This is a genomic window from Nocardioides sp. Z35_8 (genome assembly GCF_059621125.1).
In genome coordinates this window covers 1,978,768-2,001,334 of sequence record NZ_JCAQIE010000001.1, presented here as the reverse complement: position 1 = coordinate 2,001,334, position 22,567 = coordinate 1,978,768, and the positions used below count along the sequence as shown (strand labels likewise).

General features: G+C 73.7%; 19 protein-coding genes. 10 read left to right on the top strand and 9 right to left on the bottom strand.

Annotated features, from left to right (window positions below):
• Positions 1-102: 102 nt before the first annotated feature.
• Positions 103-627, bottom strand: a complete 525-nt coding sequence (locus AC54T2_RS09610; protein ID WP_186341427.1) for an acyl-CoA thioesterase — start codon at positions 625-627, stop codon at positions 103-105.
• A 25-nt stretch (positions 628-652) separates the two neighbouring features.
• Between AC54T2_RS09610 and AC54T2_RS09605 the strand changes: the two genes are divergently transcribed.
• From AC54T2_RS09605 to AC54T2_RS09580, 6 genes are all read left to right on the top strand, one after another.
• Positions 653-1,855 (top strand): LCP family protein, encoded by a 1,203-nt coding sequence (locus AC54T2_RS09605; RefSeq protein WP_496666051.1) that lies wholly within the window; start codon positions 653-655, stop codon positions 1,853-1,855.
• Between the two features lie 155 nt (positions 1,856-2,010).
• Complete coding sequence (locus AC54T2_RS09600) at positions 2,011-2,760, top strand: PadR family transcriptional regulator (RefSeq protein WP_186341425.1); 750 nt, start codon at positions 2,011-2,013, stop codon at positions 2,758-2,760.
• The gene (locus AC54T2_RS09595) at positions 2,757-3,197 is read left to right on the top strand and encodes a DUF1707 SHOCT-like domain-containing protein (protein ID WP_186341424.1); all 441 of its coding nucleotides are present in this window, start codon (positions 2,757-2,759) and stop codon (positions 3,195-3,197) included. The genes AC54T2_RS09600 and AC54T2_RS09595 overlap by 4 nt, the downstream gene beginning before the upstream one ends.
• A 42-nt stretch (positions 3,198-3,239) precedes the next feature.
• Positions 3,240-3,797, top strand: a complete 558-nt coding sequence (locus AC54T2_RS09590; protein ID WP_186341423.1) for a hypothetical protein — start codon at positions 3,240-3,242, stop codon at positions 3,795-3,797.
• Between the two features lie 62 nt (positions 3,798-3,859).
• Entirely contained in the window at positions 3,860-4,588 is a 729-nt protein-coding gene (locus tag AC54T2_RS09585) for a YcnI family copper-binding membrane protein (protein WP_496666050.1), read from the top strand.
• A 53-nt stretch (positions 4,589-4,641) separates the two neighbouring features.
• Complete coding sequence (locus AC54T2_RS09580; protein WP_186341421.1) at positions 4,642-6,273, top strand: copper resistance CopC/CopD family protein; 1,632 nt, start codon at positions 4,642-4,644, stop codon at positions 6,271-6,273.
• Here the strand turns inward: AC54T2_RS09580 and AC54T2_RS09575 are convergent.
• Both AC54T2_RS09575 and AC54T2_RS09570 read right to left on the bottom strand, forming a co-directional pair.
• Complete coding sequence (locus AC54T2_RS09575; RefSeq protein WP_186341420.1) at positions 6,251-7,141, bottom strand: DUF8832 domain-containing protein; 891 nt, start codon at positions 7,139-7,141, stop codon at positions 6,251-6,253. The two genes, AC54T2_RS09580 and AC54T2_RS09575, sit on opposite strands and share 23 nt — an antisense overlap.
• Positions 7,138-7,908 carry a dienelactone hydrolase family protein gene (locus tag AC54T2_RS09570; RefSeq protein WP_241005342.1) on the bottom strand — a complete coding sequence of 257 codons (771 nt, stop codon included), beginning with the start codon at positions 7,906-7,908 and terminating at the stop codon, positions 7,138-7,140. Before AC54T2_RS09570 ends, AC54T2_RS09575 begins: the two co-directional genes overlap by 4 nt.
• A gap of 104 nt (positions 7,909-8,012) precedes the next feature.
• Between AC54T2_RS09570 and AC54T2_RS09565 the strand changes: the two genes are divergently transcribed.
• Positions 8,013-8,450 (top strand): pyridoxamine 5'-phosphate oxidase family protein, encoded by a 438-nt coding sequence (locus tag AC54T2_RS09565; protein ID WP_186341419.1) that lies wholly within the window; start codon positions 8,013-8,015, stop codon positions 8,448-8,450.
• A 127-nt stretch (positions 8,451-8,577) separates the two neighbouring features.
• On the opposite strand, the gene AC54T2_RS09560 is transcribed toward AC54T2_RS09565, so the two are convergent.
• A complete protein-coding gene (locus tag AC54T2_RS09560; RefSeq protein ID WP_496666049.1) occupies positions 8,578-13,794 on the bottom strand; it encodes a CLIPPER-2 domain-containing protein in 5,217 nt (1,738 codons plus the stop codon).
• 182 nt (positions 13,795-13,976) lie between these two features.
• Here AC54T2_RS09560 and AC54T2_RS09555 point away from each other — a divergent pair, with 182 nt between their 5' ends.
• Positions 13,977-15,164, top strand: a complete 1,188-nt coding sequence (locus tag AC54T2_RS09555; RefSeq protein ID WP_186341417.1) for a thiolase family protein — start codon at positions 13,977-13,979, stop codon at positions 15,162-15,164.
• A 46-nt stretch (positions 15,165-15,210) separates the two neighbouring features.
• On the top strand, positions 15,211-15,978 hold the full coding sequence (locus AC54T2_RS09550; protein ID WP_206054522.1) for an IclR family transcriptional regulator domain-containing protein: 768 nt from the start codon (positions 15,211-15,213) through the stop codon (positions 15,976-15,978).
• 40 nt (positions 15,979-16,018) lie between these two features.
• Here the strand turns inward: AC54T2_RS09550 and AC54T2_RS09545 are convergent, their stop codons facing one another.
• Complete coding sequence (locus tag AC54T2_RS09545) at positions 16,019-17,191, bottom strand: acyl-CoA dehydrogenase family protein (RefSeq protein WP_496666048.1); 1,173 nt, start codon at positions 17,189-17,191, stop codon at positions 16,019-16,021.
• 143 nt (positions 17,192-17,334) lie between these two features.
• The gene (locus tag AC54T2_RS09540) at positions 17,335-18,258 is read right to left on the bottom strand and encodes a DUF6801 domain-containing protein (RefSeq protein WP_186341414.1); all 924 of its coding nucleotides are present in this window, start codon (positions 18,256-18,258) and stop codon (positions 17,335-17,337) included.
• Positions 18,259-18,412: 154 nt separating this feature from the next.
• Here AC54T2_RS09540 and AC54T2_RS09535 point away from each other — a divergent pair, with 154 nt between their 5' ends.
• Positions 18,413-18,844: a CoA-binding protein gene (locus tag AC54T2_RS09535; RefSeq protein ID WP_186341413.1), complete on the top strand. Its 432-nt coding sequence runs from the start codon at positions 18,413-18,415 to the stop codon at positions 18,842-18,844.
• Between the two features lie 19 nt (positions 18,845-18,863).
• On the opposite strand, the gene gdhA is transcribed toward AC54T2_RS09535, so the two are convergent.
• The 3 genes from gdhA to lhgO all read right to left on the bottom strand — a co-directional run bounded on the left by gdhA (position 18,864) and on the right by lhgO (position 22,522).
• Positions 18,864-20,189 (bottom strand): NADP-specific glutamate dehydrogenase, encoded by a 1,326-nt coding sequence (gene gdhA, locus AC54T2_RS09530; RefSeq protein WP_222129666.1) that lies wholly within the window; start codon positions 20,187-20,189, stop codon positions 18,864-18,866.
• 81 nt (positions 20,190-20,270) lie between these two features.
• Positions 20,271-21,272 carry a Gfo/Idh/MocA family protein gene (locus AC54T2_RS09525; protein WP_186341411.1) on the bottom strand — a complete coding sequence of 334 codons (1,002 nt, stop codon included), beginning with the start codon at positions 21,270-21,272 and terminating at the stop codon, positions 20,271-20,273.
• A 41-nt stretch (positions 21,273-21,313) separates the two neighbouring features.
• Positions 21,314-22,522: an L-2-hydroxyglutarate oxidase gene (gene lhgO, locus AC54T2_RS09520; protein WP_496666047.1), complete on the bottom strand. Its 1,209-nt coding sequence runs from the start codon at positions 22,520-22,522 to the stop codon at positions 21,314-21,316.
• Positions 22,523-22,567 lie beyond the last annotated feature (45 nt).

The following is a 22,567-nucleotide window of genomic DNA, read 5'->3' as shown; positions in this document are numbered from 1 at the left end:
CTCTCTGCTGGGGGAAGTCAGCCCGCCCAGTATCACCAGTCACACCCGTCACACCGGCCCGCGACGCGCCGTGGCCGCGGGTGCGATCGGGTCACAGCCGGCTCAGTCCTCGCGGCCCTCGTCGATCTCGGCCTTGCGGGCCAGCCGGTGCGCGCGCCGGATCTCGGCCTCCCGCTGACGTCGTACGTCGCTGGGCGTCTCGGTCTCCAGCGGCGGCACGGGACGTGGGTGCCCGTCCTCGTCGATGGCGACGAAGACGAAGTAGGCGCTGGCGACGTGGACCGGCTCGTCGCCGGCGTTGCCCCACGGCTGCGCCTCGACGCGCACGCCGATCTCCATCGACGACGTGCCGGCCCAGTTGACCTGCGCATAGGTCTTGATGATGTCGCCGACGTGCACCGGGGCCAGGAAGGTCATCTCGTCCATCGCGGCCGTGACCGCCGGCCCCCCGCTGTGCCGGTGCGCGACGGCCCCCGCGGTGGAGTCGGCGAGCTTCATGATCTCCCCGCCGTGGACGTTGCCCAGCAGGTTGGCCTCGCTCGCGTGGGCCATGATGCCGAGGCTGACGCGGCTGTAGGAGGTGGGTCGCGCCGCGCCGGGGACCGCTCGCTCGATGCGCTCGCTCATGCGTCGCACGGTAGCGTCTTCGCCCATGGCTGATCGTCCGCAGGGCTCCGGGGTGCCCGAGAAGGGAACACCCGAGTACGACTGGCTCTACGGGAGCCAGTCGTCCACGCCGCCGAGCGACGCCACGCAGCGGATGGAGGCGCAGCAGCCCTCGCGGGCCCGCGCCGACGAGACCCGGGTGATGCCGGTGGCGCGTCGTGAGGCACGCGGCTCGGGCGGCTCACCCCCCGGCCCGGCGCGAACGCCCGCCGCGGCCCCGGCGCCGCGGCCGAAGCGGCGCCGCTGGCGCCCGCGCCTCGCGATGATCCCCCTCGTGCTGGTCCTGCTGCTGGTCTACCTGCTCGGCATCCCGCTCTACCAGTGGACCCGGATCGAGAAGGTCGACGCGATCCCCGCCGGCGACCGGCCCGCCGACCAGCCCGGCACCAACTACCTCATCGTCGGCTCCGACAAGGCCGACGACCTCTCCGACGCGCAGCGCAAGGCGCTGCAGACGGGCCCGCGCGGCGGCACCAACACCGACACGATCATCGTGCTGCACACCGGCCCGGGCGGTCGCACGATGATGTCGATCCCGCGCGACACCCTCGCCGAGATCCCCGGCCACGGCACGCAGATGATCAACGCCGCCTTCGCGATCGACGGCCCGCCGCTGCTGGTGGCCACCGTGGAGCAGCTGACCGGCATCCACATCGACCACTACGTCGAGCTCGGCTTCGGCAGCGTCATCAACACCGTCGACGCCTTCGGCGGGGTCGAGATCTGCCCGACGCAGGACATGAAGGACCCGATGGCCCGCCTCGACATCTCCAAGGGCTGCCAGGAGGTCGACGGCCTGACCGCGCTCGCCTACTCACGCTCGCGCCACGTCACCGCGCTCAGCGACCTCGACCGGGTCGCCCGGCAGCGCGAGGTGATCAGCGCGCTGGGCGACGAGGCGCTCTCGCCGTGGACCTTCCTCAACCCCGTGCGCTACTGGCGCATCACCGACGCGGCCGCCGACGCGATCCGGATCGACGAGGAGATGAACCCCCTCGACCTCGGCCGGTTCGCCCTCGCCATGACCGGCAAGAGCCAGACCTGCACGATGCCCAACCTGCCCGCGCCCAGCGACCCCAACCGCATCATCGCCGACCCCGACCGGGCCCCCGCCCTCTTCGACGCGATCATCGAGGGCACGTCGGTGCCCCAGCAGGCCTGCACACCGACCGGTCGCGCGCGCTCGTAGGCGCGGGGCGCCCTGCGCGCCCGTTCGTGCTCGGACCTTGTCGGGTCCCTGAACTCGGCGTACGCTCGCGATATATCGCGATACGTCACCGATAGATCACGACGTACCGCTCCGACGCAGACACCGATCACCGTCACTCATCCGAGGAGCACCCCATGGGACACCACTGGCCCGGCGCCGACTGGCCCGGCGACGACGACACCGCCCAGCCCGACGACCACGCCACCTCCAACGACACCCCCGGCGACCACCCCGGCGCGCGCGACTACCGGCGCCCGGGCGCCCAGGACTGGGCCAGCTGGGGCAGCGCATTCACCGGCGCCCGCGGCCGCCGCGCCGGCGGCCCGCCGCCGTGGCTCGGCGAGATCTTCGGCTTCGCCTCTGCTCCGCAGCGCCCGCAGCAGCGCGGCCCGCGGGTGCGTCGCGGCGACGTGCGCACGGCGATCATCGACGTGCTGCACCGCGCCCGCAAGGCCGAGGAGCCGATCAACGGCTACCAGGTGATCCAGGAGATCGCCGAGCTCAGCCACGGCGAGTGGCGCCCCTCCCCCGGCTCGGTCTACCCGACCATCCAGCAGCTGCAGGACGAGGGCCTCGTCGAGGCCGACGACGCCCGCGGCCGTCGCACCATCCGGCTCACCGACGCCGGCGTCGCCTGGGCCGAGGACAACGGCAGCGAGCTCGCCGCCGTCTGGGCCCCCTTCACCCCCACCCAGGAGACCGCTCCCGAGCAGCCGTCCGGGCACGCCGACATCAAGAGCGAGATCGGGCAGGTGGTCAGCGCCGTGTGGCAGCTCGCCACCCAGGGCTCGGACCAGCAGAGGAAGGCGGCGCTCGACGTCCTCGTCGACACTCGCCGCAGGCTCTACGGCATCCTCGCCGACGGGCGGGACGGCGAGCGATGACTGCGCCCGACCCTCGGGTGCGCATCGCCGACAGCGACCGGGAGCGGGCGATGGCCGACCTGGCCCTGCACTACACCGACGGCCGGCTCGACCACGAGGAGTACGACGAGCGGCTCGACGCGATCTGGACGGCGCGCACCCGGGCCGACCTGGCCGTCCTGTTCAGCGACCTGCCGCGGCTGCCGGCGCCGCACCCGACCCGCGCTCCGGCGTCCACCGCACGCACGGCCCGCGCACGCACGGCCGGCCCCCGCTTCCGCGTCCCGTTGCTGCCGGTGCTGGTGATACTCCTCGCGCTGAGCGTGCTCCTCGAGGCGCCGCTGTTCCTGCTGATCTTCCCGGTGATGTGGTTCGCGCACCGGCGCCGCGGCCCGGCGCACCAGCGCCGCCACGGGCACACCGACTACCGGCGTCCGGGGCGTTCGCACGGGTGGTGAGCCGATCCCCCACCGGGGACGCGGCTCTGCCATCATGACCGCGTGGAATGGGAGGCGAGGCTCGCGCACGCACGTGCGCCCCACGCCCTCCCCCGCGCCCTGACGGCGACGGTCGCGACCGTCACCGGGGCTGCCGCCGCCCACACCTGGGCCGGCGGCACCGTCCCCACCGGTCCCGGCCTCGCGCTCGTCGCCGGCGTCGTCCTCGGCGCCAGCCTGCTGGTCTTCCGCCGCGGCGTGCCCGGCTGGGCGCTGCTCCCCGCGGTGGCCGCCGCCCAGCTCGGCGTGCACCAGTCCTTCGGCCTGGTCGGCCACCACCACTCCGACGCCGTGCCCGCCCACGCGCACCCCGCCGTCGCCGCGACCTCTGGCTGGTCGTGGCAGATGCTCGCCGCGCACGTGTTCGTCGCCGTGCTGGTGGCGGCGCTGTGGTGGGCCGGGCGCCGCGCCGCGTCGTATGCCGTACACCTGCGGGCCCGGTCCGCGCCGCCGGTCGCCGTCCGGCTGGTCCGCCCGGCCGAGCCGCCGGCGCACTCGACCCCCGTCCTCCTGCTCGTCCCGCCCCGGCGCGGGCCGCCCCCGGCGGTCCTGTCCGCCTGAGCCCGGTCCGGGCTCGGGTGGTCGACACGACCCCCAGACCCGCACCACATCCCAGGAGAGACATGTCCATCCGTACCCTCGCGCGCCTCGGCGTGCTCCCGGCCGCCACGGCAGCCGTCGCCCTCTCGCTCGTCCAGCCCGCCGGCGCCCACGTCACGGCGACGCCGTCGACCGCGGCCGCGGGCTCCTACTCCATCGTCACGTTCAGCGTCGGCCACGGCTGCGAGGGCTCACCCACGCGCAGGATCGAGATCCAGCTCCCGGAGTCGGTGCTGTCGGCGACCCCGACCCGCCACCCCCTCTACGACGTCGAGGTCGTGCGCGACGAGCTCGACGAGCCGCTCACCGACAGCCACGGCAACGAGGTGACCGAGCGGGTCGGCTCCATCGTCTACACGGCCCGCACCCCCCTCCCCGAGGGCCAGCGCGACGCGTTCGAGCTGTCCTTCCAGGTGCCCGACACCGAGGGCGAGGTGCTCGCCTTCCCGACCGTCCAGACCTGCCAGAAGGGCGAGACCGGCTGGACCCAGGTCCCCGCCGACGGCCAGGACCCCGACGAGCTCGAGAGCCCGGCCCCGTCGTTCGAGGTGCTGCCCGCCGAGGGAGGCGGCCACGGCGCGGCCGCCGAGCCGGCCGCCGACGCGGACGACACCGACTCCGATGACGACCCGGTCGCCGACGACGCGGACGACGACGGCTCGTCCGCCCTCGGCTGGGCGGGCCTCGTCGCCGGGCTGCTGGGCCTCGCCGCCGGCGGTCTCGCGCTGGCCAGGACGCGCACCACCACGTGACCACGTCGGCGCGACCGGCGCGGCGCCGCCCGGCCCTCTCCCTGGGGTCACGGGTGGGCGCCGTGCTGGTCGCGCTCGCGCTCGTCGTGCTCGGCGCGGCCCCCGCGTCGGCGCACGCCGAGCTGGTCGACAGCGACCCCGCCGAGGGGGCGGTCGTCGAGACGGCGCCCGAGGTGGTGACGCTCACCTTCAACGAGCCGGTGCGGCTGACCGCGCAGGAGATCGCGGTCTACGACGCCGCCGGCGAGCCCGTCGAGGCGACCGCCGGCGCGAGCGGCACCGAGGTCACCGTCGAGCTGCCGGGCGCCGCCGACCTCGCCGACGGCAGCTACGTCGTGTCGTGGAACGTGCTGTCCGGCGACGGCCACCCCGTCGCCGGGGCGCTGACGTTCTCGGTGGGCGCGCCCAGCGCCTCCGTGTCCGCGCCGCCGGAGGCAGAGACGTCGTCGGCCGCCGTGACCGTGCTGCGCGACGTCCTGAGCATCGTGACGCTGGTGGGGCTCCTGCTCGCGGCGGGACTCGCCCTCTTCGTCGCACAGGTGCTCCCCCGGACGTGGCCGGGCACCACCACGCGGGCCCGGCTGCGCCGGCTGATGACGTACGCCGCCGCCGCGGGCGCCGTGGGCGCGGTGCTGCAGGTCCCGGTGGCCGCGGTCTACGGTCAGGGCCTCGAGCTCACCGACGTCGCCTCCGCGCTCGACCCCGGCCTCGTCGTCAACGAGGTGCTCGGCGCGGTGCTGGTCGTCGTGGGGATGGGACTGCTCGTCCGGACGACCACCGACTCCCCGCCGAGCCGGGCCGGCGGCGCACTCCTGGTCGGGGCCGCCGTGCTGGCACTGGCGGGCCCCTCGCTCGTCGGCCACACCCGCGCCTTCGCGCCGACGCCGCTGCTCGTCGCGGCCGACGTCCTCCACCTCGTCGCCGGAGCCACCTGGCTCGGCGGCCTCGTCGGCCTGGCCCTCAGCCTGCGCGCCCTGGCCGGGCGCGAGGTGGTCGCGGCGGCCACGCTGGCACGCTTCTCCTCCCTGGCCGCCGGCGTGCTGCTCGCCGTCGCCGCGACGGGGACGCTGCTCGGCTGGCGGATCCTCGGCTCGTGGGGCGCCCTGGTCGCGACCCGCTACGGCTGGCTGCTGCTGGCCAAGGTGGGGGTCGCGCTGCTCGTCGCGGCGCTCGGCGGCTGGAACCGGTGGCGGACGCTCCCCGCGGTCACCCGCGCCGTGGGCTTCGGCGACCGCGAGCGGGCCGCCGCCGCCGTGACCCGCACGGTGCGGGTGGAGGCGGCGCTGCTGGTCGTCCTGCTCGCCATCACCGGCGTCCTCGTCAACCAGTCGCCGCGGGCGGCCTCGGTCGCCCCGGTGTCCGGCACGACCGGCGTCGGCACGGCCACCGCGGGCGACCTCCGCGTGCTCGCCGTGCTGGACCCACGTCGCACGGGCCCCAACACCCTGCTCGTGCAGGTGCAGGACGCCGCGGGCGAGCCGTACGACCCGCCCGTCAACCCCGTCGTCGAGATGCGCACCGACGGCCTCGACATCGGCACGGTGACGGTCACGCCGATCGCCGCCGGCACCTACCGGGGCGAGGTCGTGGTGCCCCGGGCCGGCGAGTGGGAGGTGCAGGTCAGCGTCGCGCTGAGCCCCTTCGACAACCCGGTGACGACGCTCAGGCTGACCGTGCGACCGTGAGCTCGACCGGCACCGTGTGCAGGAAGCCGTCCACGCGCACCTGGGCGAACAGCCGGTAGTCGCCCGGCTCCGGGATCTCGGCGTGGAAGGTCAGCTCCGAGCCGTCCTCGGTGACGTCGGGGGCGGCGAGCGGGTGCAGGTGCACCATCGCCCCGCTCTCGCGGTGGAAGCCGGTGACGTGGCTGTAGGCGCCGAGGTAGGTGCCCAGCTCCACCGGTCTCCCCTCCGCGTCGCGCACGACGAGCCGGAGCTCGCCGTCGCGCCCCGCGACGGGCGCCTGGGAGACCGCGACCGTGACGGCCCGGTCCTCCGCCGCGGTGTCGCCCGGGTCGCCCTCGGGCAGCGCCAGCCTCCTGCCCAGCACGACGTGGTCGCCGTTGCCGCCCTCGTCGACGGCGACGAACTCGGCGATCACCCGGTAGCCGCCGGCGTCGGGCACGTCGAACGGCGCTCGCCAGGTGCCGTCGTCGCCGCGCGCGGGGTGCAGGTGACGGAACACGGTGAGGTCGTCGTCGACGACGTAGAGGTGCAGCTCCTTGGTGAGCTCCTCGACGAACTCGGTGACCGGCTCGCCCCGGTGGTCCTCGATCCGGAAGCGCAGCTCGCCGATGCCGCCGTCCCGCTCGCGCACCCGCACGCCGGTGAGCGAGTAGCCCACCTCGCTCGCCCGGGTGCCGTCGCCGACGGCCAGTGACGTGTGGCCCTGGCCGGGCGCATGGGTGTGGTCCTCCTCGACCTGCCCGTCGCGACCGTCCCCGTCGCCGCCGCTGCACCCGGCCAGCACGGCGGCCGTGAGCGCACCGGCCACGGCCAACGGGAGGCGGAGCCGGAGGCGGGGCGGGCGGGCAGGGCGGACGACCGGGGTCATGGGACGACCATCCCCCGCGGGTCCGGTGCGCCGAGGGCGGTGTCGAGCAGCGACCGGAGGCTGGCGAAGTGGCGCTCACAGGACTCCTCGTCGTACATCGAGGTGTCGGCCATGGCGTAGCCGTGGGGGCCCGGGAAGACCTCGTTGCGCGCCGTCAGCCCGGCCTCGGCGAGGGCGGCGCCGAGGGCCGCGACGGCCTCGGGCGGCATCGATGCGTCGTCGGAGGCGTGCCCGAAGGCGAACGCCGCCCGAGCGGTGCGCAGCGCGAGGTGGGGACTGTCGGGTGCGTCGGTCACCAGGCCGGCGCCGTGCCAGCCGCCCACGGCGACGACGCCGGGGTCCATCCCGGCCGCGCGCACGGCGATGCGCGCACCCATGCAGTAGCCGGTGGCCCCCACCTCCTCGCCCCGCGTCTCGGGGAGGGAGCGCAGCGCGGCGAGGTAGGCCGGCAGGTCGCGGGCGACCAGGTCGGGCGTGAGCGCGCGGACCCGCTCCATCGCGGCGGGCATGAAGGCCTCGCGGGCTCCGGGCTCGCGCAGGTCTCCCCGCGGCGCGAGCTCGGCCGCGGTCCCCGCGCGGTGGAACACGTGCGGGGCCAGGACCGTGTAGCCCCAGGAGGCGATCCGGTCGGCCATCTCCTCGATCCGCGGCCGGAGGCCGATCGCGTCGACGACGAACAGGACGCCCGGGGCGGGCGCGCCACCGGGCGCGGTCGCGAGGTAGGCCTCGGCCTCGCCGTCGGGCGTGGTCAGCATGAGGGTCGGCACGCCCCGAGGCTAGCCACCGGTGCCACCCCGTCGGCGCCACCCCGTCGGGGAAAGAGGTCCAAGGGCCCTGTGCAATCGCGCCGCACCCGCCGTACGGTCCGGGTATGGATGAGCCGATCACCCGCATGGACACCGAGGAGTGCTGGGAGTTCCTGCGCACTCACGAGCTCGGCAGGCTGGCCCACCACCTGGCCGACGAGGTGCACATCACCCCGATCAACTACGCCGTCGACCACGACCCGGCCACGGGTCGCCGGAGCCTGCTGTTCCGCACCGCCGAGGGCTCCAAGCTGCTGGGCGTCGTGATGAACCCCGACGTCGCCTTCGAGGTCGACGAGATCGTGGGCGACCAGGCGACGAGCATCGTGATGCGCGGGCGCGCGCGCAAGCTCGAGGAGGACGAGGAGCACCGGGCCGAGAACGTCCCCCTCCGGCCGTGGGTGAGCACCGAGAAGTGGAACGTCGTCGAGATCGACGTCACCGAGATCAACGGCCGCCGCTTCGAGCTCTCCCGTCCCTGGCAGCACATGCTCACGGACTGACCGGACCGCGTCCTCGTCCACTCTCCGCACGGACCGGCACCTTGCTGCGCTCGGTGGCCCGCGCCGCCGGGGGCTGGCGGCCGTGCGTCGCCCCGCGGGGCTCCGACTGCCCCCTGGCAGCACGTGCTCACGGACCGACCGGGACGCGTCCACTCTCCGCACGGATCGGCACTGCGGTCACCACCTTGTACTTCGTGTAGTGGAAGTGGCCGTTGGGGTAGACGACCCGGTCGCTGCAGCTGATGAGCAGGAGACGGTGCGGGCCCGTGGTCCGGAACAGCCGCTGCGGCAGCTTGCGCGTCCGGTCGTAGGTCGCGACGTCGGACACCCGGTAGCGCTGGGTCTGACCGCCCCTCGTGATGGTGACCGTGTCGCCGCGCTCGGCGCGCCGCAGTCCCCACATCGCGCCCGGACGGTCGCTCCGGTCCGAGACGTGACCGGCGATGACCGACGTGCCGATCGTGTCGCCGAAGCCGGCGGACCTGCGCAGCCAGCTGGTCCGTGCGACCTTCTCGGGCAGTCGCATCCTCCCGCGCACGATCGTGGTGGGCACGACCGGGGCGTTCAGCCCGAAGCCCGGCGCACGCACCTTCGCGCGGGCGGCAGCCTCGCGGTCGGAGCCGGGCAGGACGCCCGCGAACCCTCCGCTCACGATCGGAGCCACGTAGGGCGGCTTCGCGACGGTGGTCGTCTCCGGCGGGAGCCCGCACCGGGTGGTGGCCGCGGCGGCCGTGGCGGTCGCCTGCGTGGTCACCTGCCAGGTGTAGACGCCGGGTTCGCTCACCTCCACGGCTGCGGTGCGACTCCAGCCCGCGCCGGCTCGCCACCGCACGGTGCGGGCGAGCGTCCCGGGCCGGCAGGAGGCGTCCGCGAGGGACTCGAACGGACCGTAGAGGCGGGCGGTCGCGGGGACCGAGGCGCCATCGGGGAGCCCGGTGATCCGGACCCGGTCGTGGAACCGCTCGCCCGGCTCGACGTCGCGGTCGGAGGTGCGGGTGCGGATCGACGGGGTGGCCACCGGGGGGGCCACCGGGTTGATCTCGACCACGGCGCCGTCGGGGGCGGAGGAGGTCGCGCCGCCGCTGGGGCCGTTGCCGGTGGCGCGGGCGACGTTGCGCAGCTGACCGGTGGCCAGGTCGGCGGCGGTGACGACGTACACGCTCGTGCAGTCGACGCTCTCCCCCGGGGCCAGGCGTGCAGCGCTCGGCGGGCAGGTCGGCGTGGGGAGGTCGCCGGAGCCGGTGAAGCCGTCCTCCACGATCGAGACGGCGCTCAGGGGGACGTCGCCGACGTTGGTGACGCGGAACGTGTACTGCACCTGCTGTCCGGCAGCGGTGACCGTGGCGGGGCTCGCGGTCTTGACGATCTGGAGTGCCGGCCGCTCGGTGCCGTTCAGGGTCGCCGAAGCGGAGTTGTTGGTGGTGTCGGGGTCGTAGGGCACGGCGCGCGCGCGGTCGGACGAGGCGGTGTTGGTGAGCGGGCCGGTGCGGGTGACCTGCGCGGTGATCTGCAGGACTTCCTGGTCTCCGGTGGCCGGGAGGTCCGTGGGCGCCAGCTGGCCCACGTCCCAGACGCCGGTGGCAGCGTCGTAGGTGCCGCGAGAGGCTGTGCTGCTGACGTAGGTCAGGCCGTCGGGCAGGACGTCGTTGACGATGACGTCCTCGGCGGTGTCGGGGCCGAGGTTGCGCACCCCGACCGTGAAGGTGACGGTCGCGCCGGGGACCGGGGTGGGGTTGTCGACGGCCTTGGTGACCGCGATGTCGGCGACCGGCACGAACAGCTCCTCGTCGTCGATGTTGTCGTCGGGGTTGGGGTCCTCGACCCGGGTCTGCTGGATCGCCGCCAGGTTGCGGTAGTGCCCGGAGGCGCTGTCGCCGACCAGCACCGAGACCTCCAGCGTCGCCGTCTGGCCGGATACCAGCCGAGGGATGGTCCAGACGCGGGACGTCTCGTCGAAGGTCCCGTCCTCGGTGGTGTGCCCGGTGATGTTGGCCTGGATGAGCGCGGGGTCGTGGGCGATCGTGTCGTCCGTGGCGTTGGGCCCGTTGTTGGTGACGGTGATCGTGTAGACGACCGTGTCGCCCGGCTGGGCGACCGGCTGGTCGACGGTCTTGGTGATGGTGAGGTCGGCGAGCTCGACGAAGGTGGCCACCGCCGAGGCCGAGTTGTTGGTCGGATCGACGTCGCGCTGGTCGAGGCTGGACAGGCTCGCCGTGTTGCTCTGCTGCCCGACCACCGTGCCGGTCGCGGTGATGGTGAGGGTGACCGTGGTCCCGACCGGGATGGACCCGACGGTCCAGGTGCCGGTGTCGGGGTCGAAGTCGCCGTCGCCGGTGGCGGACACGAAGGTCAGCCCCTCCTGGAGGAGGTCGGTGAAGACCGCGTTGGTGACGGTGGTCTCGGGTGCGCCCGAGACCCCGGTGTTGGTGGCGGTGACCGTGAACACCGCGTCCTGGCCGAGCGGGATCTCCGAGGCGGATCCCCCGCCGGCCGCGGCCACGGACTTGGTGACGGCGACGTCGACCGCGGGGGCCAGCGTGGTCAGGGTGGCCGACGACTCGTTGTCCTCCGGCGTCGGGTCGTCGAGCAGCGGCGCGTCGACCGTGGCGAGGTTGACCTTGGTCCCCTCGGAGTCGAGCCGAGCGGTGAGGGTGAGGGTGGCGGACTGGCCGGACGCGAGCCTGCCGACGTCCCATCGACGCGTGGCGAGGTCGACGGTGCCCTGGGAGGGGTCGGCCTCGACGAGGGTCACGCCCTCGGCGCCGGTGTCGGTGACGAAGACGCCGCCCACCGGGTCGGGGCCGCGGTTGAGGACGGTCACCGTGTAGGTGACCGTGTCATCGACGACGGCCTCCTGCGGCGAGACGCCCTTGACGATGACGAGGTCGGCGTTCGGGGTGCGAACCGCGACGGTCGCGGAGTCGGAGTTGTTGGCACTGTTGATGTCGGTGGGCGAGACGGAGGCAAGGCTGACCGCGTTGGTGAACGTGCCCGCGGCGCTGGTGTCGAGGACGAAGTCGAACGTCGCGGTCTCGTCCACGCCGAGGGCGCCGATGGTCCAGATGCTGGTGCTCGGGTCATAGCTGCCGGTGCCGCCCGACTGGCCGGGCAGGTAGGTCAGGCCGGGGGGCAGGTCCTCGCTGATCGTGATGCCGGTGCCGGGCTGCGGACCGAGGTTGGTGACGGTCACCCGGAACGTGACCGGCTCGCCGGCCGCGACCTCCCCGGAGCCGATGACCTCCTTGGTCACGGCCAGGTCGAGGGCGCGCGCGTTCAGCGTCACGGTGGCGCTGTTGTTGGACGGATCGGTGTCGAGCTGGTCGAGCCTGGTCAGGGTCGCGGTGTTCGAGGTCACCCCGTTGGTGTCGACCCGCGCGGTGATGGTCAACGTGACGGCGTTGCCGACGGCCAGCGCGGGGATGGACCACGCCCCCTCCTCGGCGCCGTAGGCGGACGGCTGGGGCCCCGAGGTGGTGGCGCTCTGGAGCGTGAGCCGGCCGGCGGGAAGCAGGTCGGTGACCAGGAGGTCCGTGGCGGCCGCCGGGCCGTTGTTGGTCGCGGTGACGGTGAAGGTGACCGTGTCGCCGACGCTCGGGGTGGGGTCGTCGACGGCCTTGGTGATCGCGATGTCGGTGTTGAGGCCGATGCTCGCCTGAGCCTCGGGCGACTCGACCTCCTGGCCGAAGGGTGTCTCCCCCCTCGCGATGGCGGTGTTGACGATGCTCCCGGCGGCGTTTGCCTGGGCGGTGTCGACCAGGTAGGTGCCGGTGCAGGTGGTCGACGCACCCGGGGCCAGGACGTTCGCCTCGCAGACGAGGGACGCCGGGGAGACGCGATCGTCGGTGACGGCGATGTTCGTCACCGTGGATCCGCCGGTGTTGGTGACGGTGTAGAGGTACTCGACCTCCTGCCCGGCGACGTACGGCGGGTCGGTCTGCACGCTCTTGGCCAGGTCGAGGCTCGAGACCAGCGGGACGGTGACGGTGGCCTCCGGGGAGGTGACCGTCTCGCCTCCGGGATTCACGGCGTTCGCGACGGCGGTGTTGACGACCTCGCCCGTCGAGACGTCAGCCGCGGTGACGGTGTAGGTGCCTCGACACACCGTGGTCGACCCCGGTGCCGGCGCGGGTGGGAGCGTGGTGGCGTCGCAGGTGATCGGCCCGGTGATCGTGTCGTCGGCGATCGCGAGGGTCGAGAGGTTCTCCGCCCCCGCGTTGGTGACGGTGTACTGGTAGGGGATCTCCGTGCCGGCGGTGATGACGGCCGGCAGGGTGCCCGAGCTGCGGTCGACCTGCTTCTCCAGCTGCAGCTGGGGCAGCGGGTCGACCGTCCGGACCACGGCGTTGCGGATCAGGTGGACGTCGGTGACCCCGCCGGTGGCGCCCGACAGACCGAACTTGTAGGTGCTCGGCAGGCCCTCGGGTGCCGGCTCGTCGAGCTCGGTGACCCACGGGCTGGCGGGGTTGGCGGGGTTGTAGCGGACCTGGACGATGACGCGCGGGTCCGGCGCGGGCGTCACCGTGATGTTCACCTGCCGCCATGACGCCGCGAGGGTGCGGCCGCGCAGCGTCCCGGAGAGCGTGGTGCCCGGGTCGTCGGGGTCGTCGGCGTCCGCGGGCGTGGTGGAGGCGAGGTAGCAGTAGCCCGTGAAGCCGTCACCGGGTCCGCGCAGCGTGATCACGTTCGGGGCCACAGCGCCCTCGGCGGTCGACGGCGAGCGTTGCCCCTCGGGGCATCCGTTCCCGCGATTCTCGCCGTCGTCGTAGTAGTTGCCGTACGCGTCCAACCCGACGCCGAGCACGCCGCCCTCGACGCCCGGCTCCGCGACCTCGCCCTCGACCGTGCGCTGTGCGTAGCCCAGGCTGCCGCCCGGCGCGCCGGTCGCGTTCAGGTTGGTGGCGCCGTCGACGAGGAAGAAGCCGATGCCGTCGGCCCCGGTGCCGCCGTACTGGAACTGGTCGAAGGTGATGGTCACCCCGGCCGTCGCCGGGATCGGCTTGTTGTAGAGCACGCTGCCGGCCGTCTGGGTGGTCGTGTCGGTGAGCTGCAGGTAGCCGGGAACGAGGCCGAGAGTGGGCACCGGACCGACCCGATGTGTCGCGCAGGTCGGGATGTTGGCGGCACCCGTCGGCGGTGGGGTGATGGCGCCCGTCAGGCAGCTGTCGCCCTGGGCGGTCCATGCCGGGTCCGCGACGGACCGGCCGGTGAACGTCTCGGTCGCGATCGTGGTTCCACCGGTCGGCGGATCCGCGGAGGCCGGGGCGGCAGCCCCCTGCGCCAGGAGGGCGAGCATGGACACAGTCATGCACCACGCGACGGTGGTGGCGATCAGGCGTCGGGTCATGGCGCGCTTCACCTTCGGGGTGGGTGGACGGTTCTCCACCATGTCCCGGACCACGTCGGCCTCCAAGTGCCGGATGGCACGGGTCTCCGCGACAGCCCCCGGCGTCTGTCCCCGTGCCGCCCGGGCCCGTAGCCTGTACGTATCCCGAACGCTTGTACGCACTGCGAACATCGAGGTAGACCATGACCGCCCACATCTACGCCGCCGCACGCACTCCCTTCGGCAGGTTCGGAGGAGCCCTCGCCGGCTCGCGTCCCGACGACCTCGCGGCGCGCGCCCTGCGCGCCGTGCTCGACAAGGTGCCCGCCCTGGACTCCGCTGAGATCGGTGACGTGGTCTGGGGCCTGGCCAACGGCGCCGGCGAGGACAACCGCGACGTCGCCCGGATGGCCGTCCTGCTCGCGGGCCTGCCCACGTCCGTACCCGGCACCACGGTCAACAGGCTGTGCGGCTCCAGCCTGGACGCCGCCATGATGGCCTCGCGCACCATCGAGTCCGGCGACGCGGACGTGGTCGTCGCGGGCGGGGTGGAGTCCATGACGCGGGCGCCCTGGGTGCTGCCCAAGTCCACCCGACCGTTCCCGGCCGGCGACGTCACCGCCGTCTCCACCACGCTCGGTTGGCGGCTCGTCAACCCCGCGATGCCGAGCGCGTGGACGGCGTCCCTGGGCGAGTGCAACGAGCTGCTGCAGGAGAGGTTCGCCATCTCGCGCGAACGGCAGGACGAGTTCGCGGCACGCTCCCACACCCTGGCCGACGCCGCCTGGAACGACGGCTTCTACGACGCCCTGGTCGTCCCCGTCGACGGCGTCGACCTGACCCGCGACGAGACCATCCGGCCCGGCACCACCGCCGAGACGCTCGCCGGGCTCAAGCCCTCCTTCCGACCCGACGGCACCATCACCGCCGGCAACGCCTCACCGCTCAGCGACGGAGCCTCCGCGCTCGTCCTCGGCTCCGAGACCGCCGCCGACCGGATCGGGGCCGCTCCCCTGGCGCGGATCGCCGGCCGCGGGGCATCCGCACTCGACCCCCGCATGTTCGGGTTCGCCCCCGTCGAGGCCGCCGACGCCGCACTCGCGCGTGCCGGCATCGGCTGGGCCGACGTCGGCGCCGTCGAGCTCAACGAAGCGTTCGCCGTCCAGTCCCTCGCCTGCATGGACGCATGGAAGGTCGACCCCGACATCGTGAACACCAGGGGCGGCGCGATCGCCCTCGGGCACCCCCTCGGCGCGTCCGGCGGCCGCGTCCTCGGCACCCTCGCCCACGTGCTGCGCGAACGCGGCGAGCGCTGGGGCGTCGCGGCGATCTGCATCGGCGTCGGCCAAGGACTGGCCGTCGTCCTCGAGAACGTCGAGACCACCCGATGAGCCGCGCCACCATCCACGACGACGCCCCGAGCTCGTGGAGTCGTCCGTGAGGGACCGACCCAGCGCCGGCGGCGAGTTCGTCCAGTCGCTGGCACGCGGACTGGACGTCATCCGGGCGTTCGACGCCGACCGGCCCGCGATGACGCTCAGCGAGGTGGCCGACGTGACCGGACTGAGCCGTGCCGCCGCACGCCGGTTCCTGCTCACCCTCGTCGAGCTCGGGTTCGTCCGGTACGACGGCAAGCACTTCGCCCTCACGCCCCGCGTGCTGCGGCTCGGCACGGCGTACCTGTCGGGGCTCCAGCTCCCCGAGATCGCACGCCCACACCTGGAGGCCCTCTCCGCGCAGGTCGGCGAGTCCACGTCGCTCGGCGTGCTCGACGGCACCGACGTCGTCTACGTCGCCCGGGTCGCGTCTCGCAGCATCATGAACGTCGCCATCACCGTCGGCACCCGCTTCCCCGCCCACGCGACGTCCATGGGACGCGTGCTGCTCGCCGGCCTCAGTGCCCGCGAGCTCGACGACTGGTTCGCCGGCGCCGAGCTCACCGCCGTCACCCAGCACACGCCCACCGACGAGGGCGCGCTGCGACGCTTGCTGGACGCGGCCGCCGAGCAGGGGTGGGCCGCCAACGACCAGGAGCTCGCACCGGGACTCCGCTCGATCGCCGCCCCGGTGCGTGACCGCTCGGGGCACGTCGTGGCCGCCGTGAACGTCTCCTCCACGGTCCTGCACGACCCGCAGGCCGAGTACCTCGAGTCGTTGCTCGGCACCGCGGATGCCGTCAGCGCCGACCTCGGCCACTCGGGCTAGGGGCCCCAGCCAGCCCCTCGAGGCCCGGAGGAGCCGCAGCTCAGAGCTCGGACTGGACCCCGGCGAGGAGCTGGCGTGCCATCACGATCCGCTGCACCTGGTTGGTGCCCTCGTAGATCTGGGTGATCTTGGCGTCGCGCATCATCCGCTCGACCGGGTAGTCGCGGGTGTAGCCGTAGCCGCCGAGCACCTGCACGGCGTTGACCGTGACCTCCATCGCGACGTCGGAGGCGAAGCACTTGGCGGCGGCGCCGAAGAAGGTGAGGTCGTCGTCGCCGCGCTCGGAGCGGCCGGCGGCGGCGTAGGTCATCTGCCGGGCCGCCTCGACCTTCATGCCCATGTCGGCGAGCAGGAACTGCAGGCCCTGGAAGTCGGCGATCGACCTGCCGAACTGCTGGCGCTCCTTGGCGTAGTCGAGCGCGTAGTCGAGAGCGCCCTGCGCGACGCCGACCGCCTGGGCCGCGATGGTGACGCGGGTGTGGTCGAGGGTCTTCATCGCGGTCGTGAAGCCGGTGCCCTCCTCGCCGATCATCCGCGAGGCGGGGATGCGGACCTTGTCGAGGTAGACCTCGCGGGTCGGGCTGCCCTTGATGCCGAGCTTCTTCTCCGGTGCACCGAAGGACACGCCCTCGTCGGACTTCTCCACCACGAACGCCGAGATGCCGCCGCGGGTCTTCTTCTCGGGGTCGGTGACGGCCATGACCGTGTAGAACTCCGACTCGCCCGCGTTGGTGATCCAGCGCTTCACGCCGTCGAGCACCCACTCGTCGCCGTCGCGCACCGCGCGGGTCTTCATGCCGCCGGCGTCGGAGCCGGCGTCGGGCTCGGAGAGGCAGTAGGAGAAGCCGCCCTCGCCGCGGGCGAGCGCGCCGAGGTAGTGCTGCTTGAGCTCCTCGGAGCCGGCGATCTGCACGGGCAGCGAGCCGAGCTTGTTGACGGCGGGGATCAGCGAGGACGACACGCACGCGCGGGCGACCTCCTCGATGACCAGCACCGTGGCGAGCGCGTCGGCGCCGGCACCGCCGTAGGCCTCGGGCACGTGGGGGGCGTGGAAGTCGGAGGCGAGCAGCGCCTCGGCCGCCTCGTGCGGGTAGCGGGCCTCCTCGTCCACGGCGGCCGCGAAGGGCGCGATCTTGGCCTCGGCGACGGCGCGCACGGCCTCGCGGATGGCCCGGTGCTCCTCGGAGAGGGCGTAGAGGGGGAACTCGCTCATGCGCGAATTGTAGGACGTCCATGCATCTCCACGAGACGCCTGACGGTGTGGTCATCCCCACTCCCCGCCCGTGCGCACGGCAGGAACGACGAACGCCCGGCCGGTGCCGAGGCACCGACCGGGCGGGACAGGCGGGGAGCGGGTCAGCGGACCCGGATCACGACCTTCTTGTCCTTCGACTTCTTGGTGTAGTCGTCACCGAGGTAGAGCACGTTGACCTTGGTCTTGCCGGCCGGCAGCGCCTTCTTCAGCGTGACCTTCGCCTTGCCCTTGCCGTTGAGCACGCCCTTGCCGAGGGTCTTCTTGCCGAGCATGACCTTGACCTTGCCGGTCGGCACCTCGTTGGCCGCGTCCACGACCACCTTGAGCGTGGTCTTCTTGCCCAGCTTGGTGACCTTCTTGGTCGGGGTGGCCTCGGTGGTCGACTCGTTGGCGGCGAGGACGATCGAGCCGAGGCTCGACGGGGAGCCCGCCTTGAAGACGCACGGCACGTCCGCGAGCATCGTCACGTCGCCCTGCTTGGTGGCGGTGAACGTGAACGCCGACGGCACCACGATGTCGTAGGTGCCCTTGCCCGGCAGGTTGACCGGCACCGTGCCGGCCGGGACGGCGCCCGGGGTGGCGAGCGGGTTGGGCGTGTCGAGCTTGACCGGCGTGTTGGCCGTCTCCGGGAGGGCCGTCTGCGGGAAGCGCACGTTCTCCAGGGGCAGCTCCGCCGAGGCGTCGGAGGACAGCTCGTCGAGGGTGGCGACCATGTCGTTGGAGAAGCCGCCGATGCTGGTGGCCTGGAAGAGGCCCTTGGCGGCGTCGACGACGTCGCCCGGGAGCGTGACGCTGAGCAGCACCGGGATGGACGGGGCGTCCAGGCCGGCGTTGGCCGCGGCGGGGAGGTTGGCCGTGATCGCGACGGGGATGTCGCGGGCGCCGAGCGCCGGGAAGGTGCAGGTGTAGGTGGTCGAGGCGGTGGCCGCGGTCGCGGTCGGCGCCGCCAGGGCGACCAGGGCGCCGGCGGTCAGCGCGCCGGCAGCAGCGACGGCGCCGAGGCGCCGGGATGCGGTGTGGAGCATGTGAGTTCCCCTCGTGGGTGTGATGTGACGTGGGTCATCCCACCACATCCGCCACCGGGGCCCCAACACCCCCGCCACTTTCGCTACCTCCTGGTAACCGGGGGGCGCTCCTACGCGCTCCCCGGGGTGGGGGCCGTGCGGCTACCGTGGCGCCATGGGCAGCGAGTGGCAGGACCCCGCGGTGATCGACCGGATGCTCGACGACGCGCACATCTGGGCCGTCGTCGGCCTCTCCGGCGACCCCGGCCGTACGGCCTACTCGATCGCGGCGCTGCTGCAGGAGCGCGGCAAGCGGATCATCCCCGTGCACCCGGTGTTCGCCGACCCGGGCGCGCCGGCCGTGCTGGGCGAGCAGGGCTACGCCACCCTCGCCGACGTGCCCGACGCGATCGACGTCGTCGACGTGTTCCGTCGCTCCGAGGCGGCCGGCGAGTTCGCCGACCAGGCCGTCGCGGTGGGCGCCGGCGGCGTGTGGTTCCAGCTCGGGGTCGTCGACCACGACGCCTTCGCCCGCACGACCGCGGCCGGCGTGCCGATGGTGATGGACACCTGCCCGGCCATCGAGTGGCGTCGGCACCGCCGCTGAGCCCCGCGCGGGCGGCGTCTCAGACGACGCCCATCGCGAGCATCGCGTCGGCGACCCGGACGAAGCCGGCGATGTTGGCGCCCAGCACGTAGTCGCCGGGCCGACCGTAGTCGTCGGCGGCCGCGGCGCACCGCTCGTGGATGCCCGCCATGATCTCGGCCAGCCTCGTCTCCGCGTGGTCGTGGGTCCACGAGTCCCGCGAGGCGTTCTGCTGCATCTCCAGCGCGCTGGTCGCGACCCCGCCCGCGTTGGCCGCCTTGCCGGGCGCGAACAGCACGCCCGCGTCCACGAAGGTCGCCACACCGGCGGGCGTGGTGGGCATGTTGGCGCCCTCCGCCACCACGACGCAGCCCTGCCTGACCAGCGTCCGGGCGGCGGCGTCGTCGAGCTCGTTCTCGGTCGCGCACGGCAGCGCGACGTGGCACGGCACGTCCCAGATCGACCCGCCGGCCACGTAGGACGCCCCCGGGCGCCGCTCGGCGTACTCGCTGATCCGCGCCCGCTCGACCTCCTTGAGCTGCTTGAGCAGCTCGAGGTCGATGCCGGCCTCGTCGACGACGTAGCCCGCGGAGTCGGAGCACGCCACCACGGTGCCGCCCATCTCGTGGACCTTCTCGATCGCGTAGATGGCCACGTTGCCCGAGCCCGAGACGACGACCCGCCTGCCGTCGAGGGACTCGCCGCGCTGGCGCAGCATCTCGCGCACGAAGAAGGCGGTGCCGTAGCCGGTGGCCTCCTTGCGGACCGCCGACCCGCCCCACCCGGTGCCCTTGCCCGTCAGCACGCCCGACTCGTAGCGGTTGGTGATCCGCTTGTACTGCCCGAAGAGGTAGCCGATCTCGCGCCCGCCCACGCCGATGTCGCCGGCCGGCACGTCGGTGTACTCCCCGATGTGGCGGTAGAGCTCGGTCATGAACGACTGGCAGAAGCGCATCACCTCGCCGTCGGAGCGACCCTTGGGGTCGAAGTCGGCGCCGCCCTTGGCGCCGCCGATCGGCATGCCGGTGAGCGCGTTCTTGAAGACCTGCTCGAAGCCCAGGAACTTCACGATGCCCAGGTAGACGCTGGGGTGGAACCGCAGGCCGCCCTTGTAGGGGCCGAGGGCGGAGTTGAACTCCACCCGGAAGCCGCGGTGGATCTCCACCCGGCCGGAGTCGTCGACCCACGGCACCCGGAAGATGATCTGCCGCTCGGGCTCGCAGATCCGCTCGATCACGCGCGCGTCGGCGTACTCCGGGTGGCGGGCCACGACGGGCCCGAGGCTGTCGAGCACCTCCCGCACCGCCTGGTGGAACTCGTCCTCGCCGGGGTTGCGCTGGACGACGAGGTCGTAGATCGAGTGCAGTCGGGAGTCCTCACGGGTCACCACCGCACCCTAGGCACTCACCGCACCCCGAGCGCACCGGGTCCGAGTCCTGAGCCGGGCTCAGACCTCGACCGTGGCCTCCGCCATCGTGATGCCGAGCTGGGCCAGCGCCTCCTCCAGCACCCACATCACGTCGAGGGTGTCCTGCAGCGGCATCAGCGGACTCTCGGTCAGCCCGGCCGCCAGGCAGCGCTGCACCTCCTCGGCCTGGTGGACGTAGCCGCGGCCGCTGGGCAGGCGCTCCACCTCCTCGGGCTCGGCGCCGTTGCGGCGTACGACGACCGTGCTGGGGTGGTAGAACGGCGGGACGATCTCGACGGTCCCCCCGGTGCCCACCAGGAGCGCCCGGCCGGGCGTCTGGCTCGCGAGCGTGCAGGTCAGCGACGCGGCGCGGCCGTCGTCGTAGGACAACTGGATCGCCGCGGAGCGGTCGGCGCCGTCGGGGTAGGTGGTGCCAGTGGCGGTGACCCGGTCCGGGCGGCCGAGGAGGTGCTGGGCCAGGGAGACCGGGTAGACGCCGAGGTCGAGGATCGAGCCGCCGCCGAGCGCGAGGTCGAACAGCCGGCTTCCCGGGTCGTAGTCGCGCTGAGCGCCGAAGTCGGCCTGCACCAGCAGCACCTCGCCGATGTCGCCGGCCGCGACGAGGTCGCGCACGTGGGCCACGGCCGGCTGGAAGCGGGTCCACATGGCCTCCATGCAGAACACCCCGGCGGCGCGGGCGGCGGCGACGACCTCCTCCGCCCCGGCGAGCGTGGCGGTGAACGCCTTCTCGACCAGCACCGGCGTGCGGGCCTCGATCGCGGCCATCGCGAGGTCGCGGTGCTGGGGGTGCGGGGTGGCGAGGTAGACGACGTCGACGTCGCCGCGCCGACCCGCCTCGAGCAGGTCGCGATAGCTGCCGGCACCGGCGCCGTCGGCGGCGAAGCGGGCGGCGAAGTCGGCCGCCGACGCGGGCGAGCGGCTGCCCACGAACGCGATCTCGGCGTCCGGGGTCAGGGCGAGGTCGGAGGCGAAGGCGGCGGCCATGCCGCCCGTGGCGGCGATGCCCCAACGTGTGGTCATGCCCCGACCCTAGACATCACCGCACCCGCGGGACGCGCATCTCACGCGCGGTGCTGCCACACCTCGTCCACCACGTGGGCGGCGATGGCCAGGCTGGAGGTGGCCCCGGGCGAGGGCGCGTTGCGCACGCACGTGACGCCGTCGGCGCGGGTGATGCGGAAGTCGTCGACCAGGCTGCCGTCGCGGTCGACCGCCTGGGCGCGGACGCCGCTGCCGGCGCGCCGCACGTCGGCGACCCCGATGTCGGGCACGTAGCGCGAGGCCGAGCGCATGAACGCGCGCCGGGACGCGGAGCCGACCACCTCGTCGACGCCGGTGCGCCAGTGGGCCCGCGCCATCCGCCAGAACCCCGGCCACGCGAGGGTGTCGCGGAGGTCGGCGGGCGAGACGTCGCGGCGGCGGTACCCCTCCCGCCGGGTCGCCAGCACCGCGTTGGGGCCGACCTCCAACGACCCGTCGACCCTCCTGGTGAAGTGCACGCCGAGGAACGGGTAGCGCGGGTCGGGCACCGGGTAGACCATGCCGCGCACCAGGTCTCGCTTGGCGGCGCTGACCCCGAGGTACTCCCCGCGGAACGGCAGGATCGCCGGGCCGCGCTCGCCGTCCACGAGCGCCGACACCCGGTCGGCCTGCAGGCCGGCGGCCACCACGACGTGGTCGAACCGCAGCGGCGTCGGGTCACCGTCGACCTGGACGAGCACCGCGTCGCCGTCGCGCCGGATGCCGACCACGCGCGCGCCGAGGCGTACGCCACCACCGGCCGCGAAGACGTCGTCGGCGAGGGCCGCGGTGATCGCCGGGTAGTCGGTGATGGCGGTCTCGGGCGAGTGGAGCGCCGCCAGCCCGCGGGCGTGGGGCTCGACCTCGGCGATCTGCTCGGCCGCGAGCCGCCGGAGGCCGGGGACGCCGTTGGCGCGGGCGGACTGCTCGAGGGCGTCGAGGCGGCCCAGCTCGTCGGCGGCTACCGCGACCACGAGCTTGCCGCACGCGTCGTAGGCGATGGCGCGCTCGAGGCAGAAGTCGCGGAGCAGCCCGCGCCCACGCGCGCACAGCTCGGCCTTGAGGCTCCCCGGGCGGTAGTAGATGCCGGCGTGGACGACACCGGAGTTGTGCCCGGTCTGGTGGGCGGCCAGCCGGTCCTCCTTCTCCAGCACCACCACCTCGGTGCCCGGGCGGCGGCGCACCACCTCGCGCGCGATGGCGACGCCGAGGATGCCCCCGCCGACCACGCCGACCCGCTGCTCCCCCATGGCCGAGACGCTCGCCGCTCACCCGGCCGCCGTCAAGCGGGAGGG

Excerpts from the sequence above, each read along its gene's own strand:
- AC54T2_RS09585 (WP_496666050.1), top strand. The coding sequence starts at position 3,860 with ATGTCCATCCGTACCCTCGCGCGCCTCGGCGTGCTCCCGGCCGCCACG.
- AC54T2_RS09565 (WP_186341419.1), top strand. The coding sequence starts at position 8,013 with ATGGATGAGCCGATCACCCGCATGGACACCGAGGAGTGCTGGGAGTTC.
- AC54T2_RS09610 (WP_186341427.1), bottom strand. The coding sequence starts at position 627 with ATGAGCGAGCGCATCGAGCGAGCGGTCCCCGGCGCGGCGCGACCCACC.
- AC54T2_RS09545 (WP_496666048.1), bottom strand. The coding sequence starts at position 17,191 with ATGAGCGAGTTCCCCCTCTACGCCCTCTCCGAGGAGCACCGGGCCATC.
- AC54T2_RS09540 (WP_186341414.1), bottom strand. The coding sequence starts at position 18,258 with ATGCTCCACACCGCATCCCGGCGCCTCGGCGCCGTCGCTGCTGCCGGC.
- AC54T2_RS09605 (WP_496666051.1), top strand. The coding sequence starts at position 653 with ATGGCTGATCGTCCGCAGGGCTCCGGGGTGCCCGAGAAGGGAACACCC.
- AC54T2_RS09595 (WP_186341424.1), top strand. The coding sequence starts at position 2,757 with ATGACTGCGCCCGACCCTCGGGTGCGCATCGCCGACAGCGACCGGGAG.
- AC54T2_RS09560 (WP_496666049.1), bottom strand. The coding sequence starts at position 13,794 with ATGACCCGACGCCTGATCGCCACCACCGTCGCGTGGTGCATGACTGTG.
- AC54T2_RS09555 (WP_186341417.1), top strand. The coding sequence starts at position 13,977 with ATGACCGCCCACATCTACGCCGCCGCACGCACTCCCTTCGGCAGGTTC.
- AC54T2_RS09525 (WP_186341411.1), bottom strand. The coding sequence starts at position 21,272 with ATGACCACACGTTGGGGCATCGCCGCCACGGGCGGCATGGCCGCCGCC.
- AC54T2_RS09575 (WP_186341420.1), bottom strand. The coding sequence starts at position 7,141 with ATGACCCCGGTCGTCCGCCCTGCCCGCCCGCCCCGCCTCCGGCTCCGC.
- AC54T2_RS09535 (WP_186341413.1), top strand. The coding sequence starts at position 18,413 with ATGGGCAGCGAGTGGCAGGACCCCGCGGTGATCGACCGGATGCTCGAC.
- lhgO (WP_496666047.1), bottom strand. The coding sequence starts at position 22,522 with ATGGGGGAGCAGCGGGTCGGCGTGGTCGGCGGGGGCATCCTCGGCGTC.
- AC54T2_RS09600 (WP_186341425.1), top strand. The coding sequence starts at position 2,011 with ATGGGACACCACTGGCCCGGCGCCGACTGGCCCGGCGACGACGACACC.